Genomic DNA, 13,994 nt, shown 5'->3' on the forward strand with positions numbered 1-13,994 from the left:
TTTTTATAAAAAGATGCAAGCTATGTCAAGTTTAATAAAGCTATTTGTCCTTAGTATATCGGTATTTTCAATAGCGAGTTGTAAAGGGCAACCAAAGGTGTCTGATGAAAAAGCTGAAACGCTTGAACGCCCAAATATCTTATTGATCTTATGTGATGATCTGGGGTATGCCGATGTTGGTTTTAACGGTTCAAGAGATATCACGACACCTAATTTGGATGCTTTGGCTAACAGCGGGACTATCTTTAACGAAGCCTATGTAGCGCATCCGTTTTGTGGACCAAGTCGTGCCAGTTTATTGACCGGGAGATACGCCCATAAAATTGGTTCGCAATTCAATTTGCCTACGGAGGGTGACGAATCAAAAGGCATTGATGTTAATGAAACCTTTATTAGCAAAGTATTGCAACAATCCGGTTATTATACTGGTGTTATGGGTAAATGGCATTTAGGGTACCAAACAGAATACCATCCCAACTTCAGGGGTTTTGACGATTTTTACGGATTCCTTGGAGGTGGCCATAGTTATTTCCCTGAGCAGTTTAAAGCCGCCTATAAAAGACAAAAGGAAAGCGGCAGGGAGTTCATTTGGGAATACCTGCGCCCTTTGGAACACAATGGTAAAGAGGTTGATGAAACTGAATACGTTACCGATGGTTTATCAAGAGAAGCCATTCGTTTTATTGGGGAAGCAGGAGCAAAAGAGAAGCCATTTTTTATGTATTTGTCATACAATGCCCCGCATACACCAATGGAAGCCAAAGCAGAAGATTTAAAACTGTTTGAGCATATTCAAGACAAAAAACGAAGAACTTATGCAGCTATGGTGTATGCTGTGGATAGAGGTGTTGGCCAAATAGTGGAGACCCTAAAAGCAACCGGGCAGTATGATAATACCTTGATTATTTTCTTCAGCGATAACGGCGGAAAGGTTGTAACCGGAGCCAATAATTACCCGCTTAAAGAAGGAAAGGGAAGTGCCTATGAAGGCGGTTTCCGTGTGCCTATGTTCTTTCATTGGCCCCATGTAGTGCCAGGAGGGAAAGTATTTGAACATCCGGTATCGGCTTTGGATATGTATCCAACGTTGGCCGGTTTGGCAAATGCTAAAATTCCGGAAGGAAAACAATTGGACGGAAAAGATATTTGGAGCGATTTTTTAAAAGGGAAAAACCCTAGAAAAGATGAAACATTATTTATAATGCGCCACAGAAAAGGTTTTAGTGATGTAGCGGTTAGAAAGAATGAATGGAAAGCCTTAAAAGTAAAACAACAGAAATGGAAACTCTTCCAAATTGAAAAAGATCTGGGTGAGCAAAATGACGTGAGTAGCAGGCATCCTGAAATTTTAAAAGAACTGGTCTCTGAAGCTAAAGTTTGGAGTGAAAGCCATATACAACCCTATTGGTTTCACATTGAAAAGGAAGGCGAACAGTGGCGAACCGATAACATGCCCAGGTTTGACAAAACCTTTAAATTACCGTAAAACCTTATGTTTTAAGGGCATAATACTGAAAAAAGTACTGGCGTAGAGATAAGCTAGTACTTTTTTATTTATCTTCAACAATTGTTATGTCCAGATACCTTCAAACATGGTAATATTGGTTATTTCTGGGGTAATTTATGAGATTGTTAAAGCGTGTTTATCGCTTAATTTAGTATCTGAATTAAAGAGGTGTTTGTAGACTTTAAATACCTGGAACATAAATAATTATTAAAATGGTTATTAAAAAAATAGAAACTTTCATTTTAAAGGATAAACTGTCCAAGAGTTTTTTCTTTTCACAATGGGAATACTCAGAACGTTGTATATGTGTTGTAAAAGTTACCGCGGAAGATGGTACTTATGGTTGGGGAGAAGGTTATGGGCCTGCGCCGGTTTTGGAGGCAGGGATCAAACTTTTAGAACCTTTTGTAGTTGGTGAGAATCCGTTGGAGAATGAAGTTATTTGGAACAAAATGTACCGTAAAACCCTCGACTTTGCAAGAAGAGGTATCCTGGTGGCATCCATGAGTGCCATTGATATTGCTATTTGGGATTTAAAAGGAAAAATTTTAAGCTTGCCCGTTTCTACCCTGCTTGGTGGAGCGCATAGAAATAAAGTACAGCCATACGCTACCGGATTATATTTTACAGATCATAAGAATCCTTCAAGGGACTTTGAAGAAGAAGCCAGATTATACATATCTCAAGGCTTTAAAGCCATGAAAATGAAAGTTGGATTAGGTATTAAGGCCGATGTGGAAAATGTAAAGAAAATGCGAAGTGTTATTGGGCCCGATATCAAATTAATGGTCGATTCCAATCACGCTTATACTTTAAGGGAAGCTACGGAATTAGCCAGAAAAATAGAACAATACGATATTGGTTGGTTTGAAGAGCCATTGTCTCCGGAGTTTTATGAGCAATACAGTGAATTAAGACAAAAAACAACCATTCCCATTTCCGGTGGCGAATGTGAATATTTAAGATTCGGTTTCCAGCAGCTTATTAAAAATAAATCGGTGGATATTATTCAACCGGATATTTGTGCCAGTGGCGGTTTAACAGAGGCTAAACGTATTTCGGCATTAGCCAGCGCTAATGGTGTGGATATTATTCCACATACTTGGGGAACATCTATTGGAATTCATGTGGCACTGCATTTTATTTCGAATATAGAATCAGTCCCCGGTAGAATGTATCAACCGGATTTCCTAATGGAATATGACCAAACTGAAAATGGACTAAGAGAGAAACTAACATTTCCGTCAATTGAAATGAAAGATGGCTACATAGCCGTACCGGACAGGCCCGGTTTAGGTATTGATGTTGATGAAGAGGTCCTGGAAAGTTTCGCGGAAAAGAAAACAAAAAAAATTATTATCTAAAAAGATAACTTAAAATGAATACTCAAAATTTCGGGTACAAAAAGCTATATATAGACGGGCAATTAATTGATTCCGTCAGTGGAGAAAGAGACGATGTTATTTGTCCTGCAACTGGTGAGGTCATTGCTCAGGTTGCCAGAGCAGGAAAAGAAGATGCGTTGAAAGCATTAGAATCGGCCCAAAAAGGCTTTAAATATTGGTCTAAATTATCGTTAGCCGAGCGCACCGATTGGATGCTGAAACTACGTGATGCCATTCTTGAAAAAGAGCATGAATTAAGAACCGCTATGGTGCATGAAATGGGTAAGACCTATGCCGGATCTCAGGAAGATATTGATAGACTTACAGAGGCATTAGAGTGGTACCCCAATGCGATGAAAAACCTGCGCGAGGAACAAATTCCGGATTATGAGAATACCTACACCCATAAAATGATCTCTAAGCCGGCAGGTGTTGCCGTGGCTTATTTGGCATGGAACTTTCCCTTGTTAAATGTAGGCTATAAAATAGGGCCGGCTTTAGCGGCCGGGTGCTCTTTAATAATAAAACCATCCGCCTTATCACCCTTATCGTCATATATGGTTGGTGAGATTATGCATAGTATTAACTTTCCGGCGGGTGTTGTAAACATATTATCGGGGCCAAGTAGTGAAGTGGCTACCACTATGACAACAAGTAACATTCCTGCTGTATTAACTATGATAGGCTCTACTACTACAGGATTAAGAGTAATAGCTGATAGTACCACTTCTATTAAGAAATTCGGCATGGAATTAGGAGGCAATGCACCATTCATTGTATTTGAAGATGCCGATTTTGATAAGGCGTTAGACCTAGCTATTGCTTTGAAATTTGGAAATTCAGGTCAAATTTGTGTCGCAGCTAATAGAATTTTTGTTCATAAGAATATCTATGATAAATTCGTAAAAGCTTATGCGAAGCGCGCTTCAGAATTAAAATTAGGATTTGGCACAAAAGAAAATCCTGAGGTGTTTATGGGGCCGGTAGTGAGCAGAAAAGATAGAGACAGAATGTTTGATTTGGTAGAAGATGCTATTAGTAAGGGAGGTACTTTGGAATACGGAGGGAACATACCGGAAGGATTTCCTGAGGCAGGAAATTGGATAGAGCCAACAGTGGTTTCCGGTATTACTACCGAGATGAAACTGTTCACCCAGGAAACCTTTGGGCCGGTGGCAGGCATTATGCCTTTTGAAAGCGATGATGAAGTGTTGGAATTGGCAAATGATACCGAATTTGGATTGGCATCTTACATCTTTACTAATAATCACAAGAGAATTGAACGATTTACCGAAGAATTAGAATTTGGTGAAATTCAAATCAATGGTGTGAAATATGCTATTTATCTGCCCCATGGTGGTTACAAAAATAGTGGTATTGGTCATGACTGCTCACATTTGGCTTTAGAAGATTATTTAGTTAAAAAACGAGTATCAACAGCAATTTAAAAAATGACAAAAAATTTATTGCAAGAAAGTCTTAAAAAGGGTCAAACGGTTTTTGGCCCTTTTTGTAAACTTCAGGATCCGGCCATTGCCGAGATAGCGGCATTTAGCGGTTTCGATTTTGTAATTATTGATATGGAGCATGGACCTTTCAGTGTAGAATCTGCCCAAAATATGGTTAGAGCTGCAGAGTCCAAAGGGATTACGCCGGTAGTAAGAGTTACTGAAAATTCAGAAACCTTAATATTAAGAGTTCTGGATATTGGCGTTAAATGTATTCAGGTGCCTCAAATATGTACCAGGGCAGATGCCGACAAATTGGTAAAAGCATTAAAGTTTTATCCAAAAGGAGAACGAGGTATGTGTCGTTATGTCCGTGCTGCAGAGTATACAAATATTGGACCTCAGGATCACTTTGGTAAAGCTAACGATTCGGTCATTTCCATCATTCACATTGAAGGCATGGAAGGCATCCGAAACCTTGAAGAGATTGTAAAGGTTGATGGAATCGATGTGATTTTCTTAGGGCCTTATGATCTGTCGCAATCTTGCGGTGTTCCCGGTGAAGTGGATAACCCTAAAGTGGTAAATGCTATGAAAGATGCTGTTGAGATAGCCAAAAAATATGGTAAGTATGTCGGTACTTTTACAGAATCACCCGAGAAAGCAAAAATGTGGCGGGATATTGGGGTTCAATACATTTCCTATGCCGTTGATGTGGGGATCGTGATGAATGCTTTTAAGGCTATTACATCACAATTGAATGACTAGTGGCAGCAACTTAAAAAACTAACTAAACTTTCTAAACTATATTATTATGAGTGCATACACAAGAAAAGCGTATTTCTATTCAACCATTGTAGCCATGGGAGGCTTTGTCTTTGGATTGGATGCAGCGTTAATTTCCGGAACGGTCGACTTTATTTCCCAGGAATTTGGATTAAATGATATTCAACTGGGTATGGTAGTTGGCGCACCCGCAGCAGGCGTACTTTTGGCATTGCTTTTTGCCGGTTTTTCTTGTGATATATTGGGTAGAAAGAGAACCTTGCAAATAGTGGCAGCACTTTACGTGGTATCTGCAGTAGGCTCTACTCTGGCACCTGACTATTGGAGTTTGTTATCCTTTAGGTTTTTAGGTGGTTTGGCATTTACCTCAATTTCATTGGCATCAATGTATATCGGTGAAATTGCCCCGCCAAGATTAAGAGGAAAGTTAGTTACCATGATTCAAATTAATATAGTCATTGGTTTATCGGGCGCTTATTTTATTAACTATCTCATATTGCAATGGGGCACAACAACACCCGATTGGGCATCTGGTTTAGGGTTTGATAAATACACATGGCGATGGATGTTAGGCTCTGAAATTATTCCGGCATTAATTTGGTTGGCATTGCTATTCATGGTACCTAAAAGTCCTTCCTGGTTGTTTTTCAAAGGAAGGATAGAGGAGGCTAAAAAGACCTTGTTAAAGTTGATGCCTGCAGAAAAAATTGAGGCGCATATTGAAGAGATGAAAGAAAGTATGGAAGATACTGAAAGCCGTTCTATTTGGGCTCAATTTAAAGGGATCTTTAGTAGAGAATTCAGAGTTGTTTTTATAATCGCCCTTACACTGGCTATTGCCCAGCAAACAACGGGTATCAATGCTATTTTATTTTACGCGCCTACAGTTTTTGAACAAATCGGTTTAGGGAAAGATGCGGCGTTTTTACAGGCTATCTGGACAGGATTGACCGGTTTGATTTTTACAGTTTTAGGATTGATTTGTGTTGATAGACTCGGACGCAGACCTATGATTTTAGGAGGTATGCTTTGGGTGGTTTTAAGTTTGGGTATTGCTTTTTACGGTTTTAAGTCGGCTACTTATACACTTACTAAAGAAGCAGTTGCCGAAATGACGGAGTTTAAAAACCCGGAACGATTGAACAGCATGATTGATGTGGAGTATGGCAGTGATATTGAACTAAAGAGGGCGTTAATAGAATCTATAGGTAAAGAAGAAGCCAGAGAGTATTCAAGCTTATTAATTCAAAAATCGGCAAAAATTAATGCTATTTTGATTTTAATAGGGATCCTTAGTTTTATTGCGGCATTCCATTTCTCGGTCGGTCCGGTTATGTGGGTCCTATTCTCAGAAATATTTCCAAATTCCATTCGCGGTATTGCCATTCCGTTTTTTACCTTAATAACAAGTACTACAAGTTGGCTGATTCAAACCTTCTTCCCAACACAGTTATCTAGTTTTGGTATTAGTAATACCTTACTCTTTTATGCCGTTACCGTATTTGTTGGTATGATCATTTTGTCCAAGTATTTGGTTGAAACCAAAGGCTTAAGTATTGAAGAGATTCAGTTAAAACTTCAAAAGAAATAAATTCCAGGGCTCCAAAAGACGCTCAAAATAGATAGGTTTAAGTACAGGATTATCTTTTCCGGGTGCAAAACTTGTCTAATAAGGGTAAATATGTTTTGGAACAGGATATTTCACGTTTGTTTTTTCCATTCAATAGCATGTATCTTTATCACTGAATTGAAGTGGTACTTTTGGTAAAAGACCATTTAGAACTTTTATAGATAAATTCATGAAAAAACTAAGTTACCTTTTCGTTTTATTGTTGTTTATGTCTTGTCAGTCTAAAACCCAGGCACAAGATAAGCCAAACATTATATTCTTATTTTCTGATGATGCCGGATATGCCGATTTTGGGTTTCACGGAAGCAAAGTGATGAAAACACCTAATTTGGATAAACTTTCAGATCAGGGCGTTCGGTTTACGCAAGGCTATGTAACCGATGCTACTTGTGGGCCTTCGAGAGCCGGGTTAATGACTGGGAAATATCAGCAACGGTTCGGCTATCAGGAAATTAATGTGCCCGGTTATATGAGTGAAAACTCCAAGTTTTTGGGGGATGACATGGGGCTTCCGTTAGATCAGGTCACCATAGCAGATTATTTGAAAGCATTGGGGTATACCAATGCCATGTATGGTAAGTGGCATTTGGGTAATGCCGATCGTTTTCATCCTTTAAATAGAGGTTTTGACGAGTTTTATGGTTTTAGAGGCGGCGGGAGAAGTTATTTCCCGTATAAATATTTCAAAGGAATTCATCATGATAACAAAATGGAACGGAATTTTGGAAATTTTGAAGAACCAAATGGCTATGCGACTGATGTTTTTGCAGATGAAGCGGTATCATTTATTGAAAGGAATAAGGACAAACCATTCTTCATTTATTTAGCTTTTAATGCGGTACATACCCCAATGGAAGCTACTGAGGAAGATTTAAAAAAGTTCCCCAGTTTAAAAGGGAAGCGCAAGGAAGTAGCCGCAATGACATGGGCACTTGACAGGGCCTGTGGCAAAGTTATGGATAAGCTAAAAGAATTGGGATTAGATGACAATACTATTGTTGTCTTTTCTAATGATAATGGCGGGCCTACAGATAAAAATGCCTCATTGAATTTACCGTTAAGCGGGACAAAATCCAATCACCTGGAAGGGGGTTTTAGAGTGCCTTATTTAATCAAATGGCCTCGTAAATTTAAAGCAGGTACCGTATACAATTACCCGGTTAGTACGTTTGATTTATTGCCCACATTTCATGCTGCTGCCGGTGGAGATATGGCAGACCTTAAAGATATAGATGGTGTTAATCTGATTCCCTTTATTACCGGAGACAATAAAGCAAGGCCACACGAAGATTTATTTTGGAAAAAGGATGTGCGTGCCGTATACAGACATAACGATTGGAAGCTCATTCGTTTTGCAGATAGACCGGCGGAATTATATGATTTATCTAAAGATTTAACAGAACAAAATGATCTGGCATCAAAACATCCGGAGCGTTTAAAAAGCATGTTTAAAAAGCTATTTGAATGGGAGCTGACTTTGGAACGTCCCTTATGGACGCTTAAACAGCAATTTGAAAAATATGACACAGACCGGATGGATTGGTTCAGGAACCCTGAATTAGTTAAAGAATATATGAAGAAGTACGATTAGTATCAGAAAAAAATATATACAATTAAAAAGCGTAAAAAGATAAATAAGAAAATATGAGTACAGCAAAAAAGCATACAAGAGCAATTACTAATACGGTAGACAGTCCTTACGTAAAACTAAAAAGTATCGATTTTGGAGACTGTAGATGGAGCACGGGTTTTTGGGCAGATAAAGAAAATGCTGCTGCACAAATCATGTTGCCTTATATGGGAGATGTTTTATGTGGAGATGTTGGACATGGTTTAAACAACTTTAAAATTGCAGCAGGAGAAAAAGAAGGAGAGCACAAAGGTTTTTATTGGCATGATGGCGACTTCTTTAAGTATATGGAAGCCTGTATGTATATCTATTCTTTAACCAAAAATAAAACTTTATTAAAGAAGTTAGATGAGTACATTGGGTGGATTGGAAAAGCTCAAGAAGAAGATGGATACATACATACTCATATTCAAATTACTGAAGGTGCTGAGCGTTTCTCTAACAGGAAATACCACGAAATGTATAATTACGGCCACTTGTTTATTGCTGCAAGTGTGCATTACCGTTTAACGGGCCAACGTAACTTTTTAGACATTGCGATTAAGCAAGCCGATCTGTTGTGTGTTTACTTTATGCCAGACACAAAACACTATCAGCGTTTTGGATTTAACCAGACGCAGATCATGGGATTGGTTGAATTATATAGAACTGTTAGAGATGAAAAGTATTTAAAATTAGCTGAAAAATTCATTAACCGTAGAGGTACATACAAAATTGAGCACGACTCAACTACAGAAGGTTACCCTATTGGAGATATGGTACAAGAGCGTACGCCTTTAAAAGAAGCCAAGGAAGCTGTAGGACACGCTGTATTAGCATTATATTACTACGCAGGAGCTGCTGATGTATATGCTGAGACCGGAGAAAAAGCATTAATTGAGGCTTTAGATAGATTATGGGAAAATGTAACAGGTAAAAAAATGTATGTTACAGGTGCTGTAGGACAGGCACACTATGGAGCATCTACTAGTTTGGATATGATTGAAGAAGGGTTTATTGACGCTTATATGATGCCTAACATGACTGCTTACAACGAAACGTGTGCTAACCTTTGTAATGCCATGTTCAGCAATAGAATGATGGCATTAAAAGAAGAATCTCGCTATGCAGACATTATTGAGTTGGTATTATTCAATAGTGGTTTGTCCGGAATAAGTATTGATGGGACGGAATACTTCTACTCTAATCCATTAAGAATGGTAAATAATTCCAGGGATTATGAAGCGCATGCTGACGTAACGGAAAGCCCGGTCAGACAACCTTACCTGGAGTGTTTCTGCTGTCCTCCTAACTTAGTAAGAACTATTTGTAAAAGTTCCGGGTGGGCTTATACATTATCTGAAAACGGAGTTGCAGTAGTATTATTTGGAGGAAACAATTTAGACACTAACTTATTAGATGGTTCAGCAATAAAATTAACTCAAGATACTGATTATCCTTGGAAAGGTGTTGTGAAAATTACAGTAGATGAGTGTAAAGCAGAAGCGTTTGATATTAAAGTAAGAATTCCTAAATGGGCCGTTGGTAGTACTTTGAAGGTAAATGGAGAAGATGCCGGCGTTGATGTTGTTCCAGGAACATTTGCAGTTATTAACAGAACATGGAAAGCAGGCGATACTATAGTTTTAGATATGCCAATGGAAATAACGCGACTTGAAGGGCATAACCGAATTGAAGAGGTAAGAAACCAAATTGCTGTTAAGAGAGGCCCTATAGTATATTGCGTGGAATCACCGGATTTACCAGAAGATGTTTCAATTCTGGATGTATATATCAATGGAGGCGCTCCTCTGGAAGCAGAACATAAAAAAGATTTTTTAGGGGGTGTTACCGTTGTAAATACTGAATTACTTTTGAGAGATGATAAAAATGATGACATGTACCAGGTGGTTACAAAGCCAGTTTTAAAATCTTATAAGACACAATTGGTACCTTACTTTGCGTGGAGTAACCGGGGACAGGCAGAAATGACTGTGTTCTTGCCGGTGGTTTGGAATTAGTGGAACTCCACTGATTTTTTATAAGAAAGCTAGAAAGATAATATTAAGCAAGTTAAGGGTAAATTTCTTTATTTATCCAAGAGTATATTTCTGTTATTTTGTAATAGATGACTTGCTAAATTATCTTTTTAAAGACTTGTGGACTTCTGTCTTTAAAAAATAGGAAGACGATTTTATGTATTAACAACTAAACATAACAACATTAACTAAACTTATTCCTTTATGACATAAACCTTAAAAAAACTCTAAGCAAACTAATTAAACATAAAAAAACCGGAAAATGTTGGAGCATTTCCCGGTCAGGTTTAATGATTAAATAAAAATTTAACCAATAATTCAAAACAAAAGTATGAAAAATCACTTTTATGTAAGGCAACTGATGTCTTATTTAGGGCAACTAATGTCCTTAAAGTTTGATTTAAAGTTCAAACTTCTAATAAGTGTATTTGCGATGACTGTTCTACAAACAAATGCAAATACTTTTAATGATGACACAAAAACTATTTTGGCACAACAAACTACGGTTTCAGGGACGGTTTCTGATGCTTCAGGACCTTTGCCCGGGGTGAATATTGTTGTAAAAGGTACTACTCAGGGTACACAAACTGATTTCGACGGAAATTATACACTCGCCGTAGATGGTAACGCTACATTAGTGTTCTCTTTTTTAGGCTATAAAACTAAAGAAGTAGCAGTAGCTGGTAACACCAAAATAGATGTAACCCTGGAGGAGGATATAGCGGGACTTGATGAAGTAGTAGTAGTAGGTTACTCAACTAAGAAACGTGGCGAACTTACTGGTTCTGTTAGTACTATAAGTAGTGAAGCTATAGAACAAACCTCAAGTAAGGATGTTGCTAAATCTTTAGCCGGTAGAGCTTCCGGTTTAATCATTAGTGACAGGGGTGGTTATCCGGGGCAAGGCAATGGCGCCGGAGCCAATACTAATGATGATGCTACCACTATATTAATCAGGGGTAAAGCAACTACCGGAAACAACTCGCCGTTAATTTTAATAGACGGGATTCCACAGGGGTCTTTTTCTCAATTAAACCCTCAGGATATAGCCTCTTTAACAGTACTAAAAGACGGTGCCGCGGCAATATATGGATCACGTGCGGCAAATGGAGTAATTTTAATTACCACTAAAAGAGGTAAGTCCGGGAAGCCAAAGATTAATTTAACAACAACCTATAATGTTTCCAGTTTTACCAGGCTGCCAAATTTAATGTCTTCCGCGCAGTGGGCAACATACCAAAATGAAATTGCCGGTTATGATCCTAATATAACCGATTTGCCTTTTACGCAACAGGAAATTGATTTATATGCTTCAGGCTCAGATCCATTGAATTACCCAAATACAGACTGGGCAGCTTTAACACTGGCAGATTCATCTCCGGAATCCAGAACCTCTTTATCAATTTCAGGAGGAACTGATAATGTGAAGTATTTTGTTAGTGGCGACTTCATGGATCAAACAGGGATGTATAGATCCAAAGATTTAAAGTTTAAACAACACCAACTGCGTTCAAACATTGATATTAACATTACCGAGGATATAAAACTTGGGGTTGATGTCTCCGGAAGATTTGGAAACAATCAACAGCCAGGGGTGGATCGTAATAACATCTATAAGTTAATTTTTAATACAGTGCCAATTCAGGTTGGTAGATATCCTAATGGGCTACCGGCCAGGGGGTCTGATGAAGGAAATCCGGTATTGACGTCAAGTAATGCCTCTGGTTTTGTTAATGCAAAAAGTACTAACCTACAGGGGAGATTCACCTTAGATGTGAACTTAAATAAGTTGGTTGAAGGTTTAAGTATTAAAGGGTTTGCAGGTATTAGAAAGTTAAACACTGATACTAAGAGCTGGTATACACCGTGGACCTATTATGTGTTTAATGGAACGGATTACGATGAGGCTATTGGTTCAAATCAAAGAGGAACCGATAGAATATTACGTGAAAGTTTCTGGAAATTTGATGAACAGTTGTTTAACATTCGCTTACACTATTCAAATACATTTGGTGATCATAGTGTAAGCGCCTTTGTAGGAAACGAAAGGCTAAATTCAAATACACGTGAATTCTTTGCTGAAAAAATTGGAGGATTCCCTGATCCAAAGACGGGAGAGTTGTTTCAAGGTAGTAGTGAAAGACAATTAGCTCTTGGTGAAAGCTCTGAGTTTGCGAGAATAGATTATTTTGGATCGCTGTCTTATGATTACCAGAAGAAGTACTTTGTAGATTTTACTATCCGTCGTGATGGTTCCAGTAATTTTGGACTTGGTCACCAATATGGTACGTTTCCAAGTGTAGCCGTGTCCTGGGCCTTGAATAAGGAGTCTTTTATGGAGAATATTGACTGGATCACCGCTTTAAAATTAAGAGCATCCTGGTCTCAAATGGGTAATGACCGTATTAGGCCTAATCAATACCTGTCACAATTTGATTATGGTAGTACTAACTTAAATACGCCGTTCCCTAATTACTATACTTTGGGTACAGGGGGTGTTACTTTTAACACCTACAGGCTTGCATTAATTGAAAACCCACTTGTGACCTGGGAAACAGCCGACATGAAAAATCTGGGTTTAAATTTCTCTTTATTTGACGGTAAACTAAATGGTGATGTCAACTATTTCTATCAAAAAAGAGATGATATTTTAATTCAGGTAACCGGAGCTACGCCTGCTTTTATTGGATTACAGCCATCTCAAATTCCTGATGAAAATATTGGGGCTACTAAAAACTGGGGATGGGAATTTGAACTATCTTGGGCAGATCAGCTTAATGAAAACTTCAGTTACAATATTGGAGCAAACTTTTCTCAGGCTAAAAATGAGGTCATCTCATTACCAGAAGGAAGCAATATTTCAGACCTTGTTAAGCAAGAAGGACTTCCAATAGATTCTTATGTAATGTACAGAACCAATGGAGCGTTTAGAGATCAGGCTCAAATAGATGCAACCCCTGTGAAATGGGGAGATCCACAACCTGGAGATATTAATTATGTTGATAGTGATGGTAGTGGAGCTATAGATGCCGGAGATCTGATTAGAGTAGGGTCTTCAAATATTCCTCAAATTCAGTATGGTATCTACGGCGGATTTAACTATAAAGCCTTCAATTTCAATTTCTTGTTACAGGGGCAGGCTGAGGCAGAAACTTTAGTTTATTTTCCCGAATCTCCGGGAGCCATTCCGGAATTTATGTTTAATAACAGATGGACACCAAATAATACTAATACAGGGTTTCCCAGACCTTTTGGCCCTGGAGATGCTCAAAATGCACCCATAAGCCAGCAGACGATTGCACCGGCATCACAAAATGCAGGTTTTGAGGGTGCTGATCTTTGGTATCAGGATGCGTCTTTTTTAAGATTGAAAGAAGTAGAAATAGGGTATACCTTATCAAAAGATGTTATTGGTATAGGCGATCTTAAATTGTTTGCAAGAGGCTTTAACTTATTAACCATGTTCTCTGATATCTATGATTTAGGTCTGGATCCGGAAGCTACCGGTTATAGGGATTTCAGGAGTGCAACCTATACACCTTTAAAAACGTATACGGTAGGTTTAAATTTTAGTTTCTAAAAATTATGAA

Annotated in this window: 8 protein-coding genes; all 8 read left to right on the forward strand. The window is 38.3% G+C overall.

Translation table 11 applies throughout. From position 1 onward, the window contains the following. Positions 1-22 precede the first annotated feature (22 nt). The gene (locus Q0983_RS18685; protein ID WP_299556474.1) at positions 23-1,486 is read left to right on the forward strand and encodes a sulfatase-like hydrolase/transferase; all 1,464 of its coding nucleotides are present in this window, start codon (positions 23-25) and stop codon (positions 1,484-1,486) included. Between the two features lie 233 nt (positions 1,487-1,719). Further along, on the forward strand, positions 1,720-2,871 hold the full coding sequence (locus Q0983_RS18690; protein WP_299556476.1) for a mandelate racemase/muconate lactonizing enzyme family protein: 1,152 nt from the start codon (positions 1,720-1,722) through the stop codon (positions 2,869-2,871). A gap of 14 nt (positions 2,872-2,885) precedes the next feature. Continuing rightward, positions 2,886-4,340, forward strand: coding sequence for an NAD-dependent succinate-semialdehyde dehydrogenase (locus Q0983_RS18695; protein WP_299556478.1), 1,455 nt, complete (start codon positions 2,886-2,888; stop codon positions 4,338-4,340). A gap of 3 nt (positions 4,341-4,343) precedes the next feature. Further along, positions 4,344-5,108 carry an aldolase/citrate lyase family protein gene (locus tag Q0983_RS18700; protein WP_299556479.1) on the forward strand — a complete coding sequence of 255 codons (765 nt, stop codon included), beginning with the start codon at positions 4,344-4,346 and terminating at the stop codon, positions 5,106-5,108. Positions 5,109-5,154: 46 nt separating this feature from the next. After that, positions 5,155-6,717: an MFS transporter gene (locus Q0983_RS18705; RefSeq protein ID WP_299556481.1), complete on the forward strand. Its 1,563-nt coding sequence runs from the start codon at positions 5,155-5,157 to the stop codon at positions 6,715-6,717. Between the two features lie 208 nt (positions 6,718-6,925). Further along, positions 6,926-8,347 (forward strand): sulfatase, encoded by a 1,422-nt coding sequence (locus tag Q0983_RS18710; protein ID WP_299556483.1) that lies wholly within the window; start codon positions 6,926-6,928, stop codon positions 8,345-8,347. Between the two features lie 53 nt (positions 8,348-8,400). Further along, positions 8,401-10,386 carry a beta-L-arabinofuranosidase domain-containing protein gene (locus tag Q0983_RS18715; RefSeq protein WP_299556485.1) on the forward strand — a complete coding sequence of 662 codons (1,986 nt, stop codon included), beginning with the start codon at positions 8,401-8,403 and terminating at the stop codon, positions 10,384-10,386. 349 nt (positions 10,387-10,735) lie between these two features. Next, positions 10,736-13,984 (forward strand): TonB-dependent receptor, encoded by a 3,249-nt coding sequence (locus Q0983_RS18720; protein ID WP_299556487.1) that lies wholly within the window; start codon positions 10,736-10,738, stop codon positions 13,982-13,984. Positions 13,985-13,994 lie beyond the last annotated feature (10 nt).

The sequence above is a fragment of the Seonamhaeicola sp. genome (assembly GCF_028281565.1).
In the GTDB taxonomy this organism is placed as follows: Bacteria; Bacteroidota; Bacteroidia; order Flavobacteriales; family Flavobacteriaceae; genus Seonamhaeicola.

Excerpts from the sequence above, each read along its gene's own strand:
- Q0983_RS18710 (WP_299556483.1), top strand. The coding sequence starts at position 6,926 with ATGAAAAAACTAAGTTACCTTTTCGTTTTATTGTTGTTTATGTCTTGT.
- Q0983_RS18695 (WP_299556478.1), top strand. The coding sequence starts at position 2,886 with ATGAATACTCAAAATTTCGGGTACAAAAAGCTATATATAGACGGGCAA.
- Q0983_RS18685 (WP_299556474.1), top strand. The coding sequence starts at position 23 with ATGTCAAGTTTAATAAAGCTATTTGTCCTTAGTATATCGGTATTTTCA.
- Q0983_RS18700 (WP_299556479.1), top strand. The coding sequence starts at position 4,344 with ATGACAAAAAATTTATTGCAAGAAAGTCTTAAAAAGGGTCAAACGGTT.
- Q0983_RS18720 (WP_299556487.1), top strand. The coding sequence starts at position 10,736 with ATGAAAAATCACTTTTATGTAAGGCAACTGATGTCTTATTTAGGGCAA.
- Q0983_RS18690 (WP_299556476.1), top strand. The coding sequence starts at position 1,720 with ATGGTTATTAAAAAAATAGAAACTTTCATTTTAAAGGATAAACTGTCC.
- Q0983_RS18705 (WP_299556481.1), top strand. The coding sequence starts at position 5,155 with ATGAGTGCATACACAAGAAAAGCGTATTTCTATTCAACCATTGTAGCC.
- Q0983_RS18715 (WP_299556485.1), top strand. The coding sequence starts at position 8,401 with ATGAGTACAGCAAAAAAGCATACAAGAGCAATTACTAATACGGTAGAC.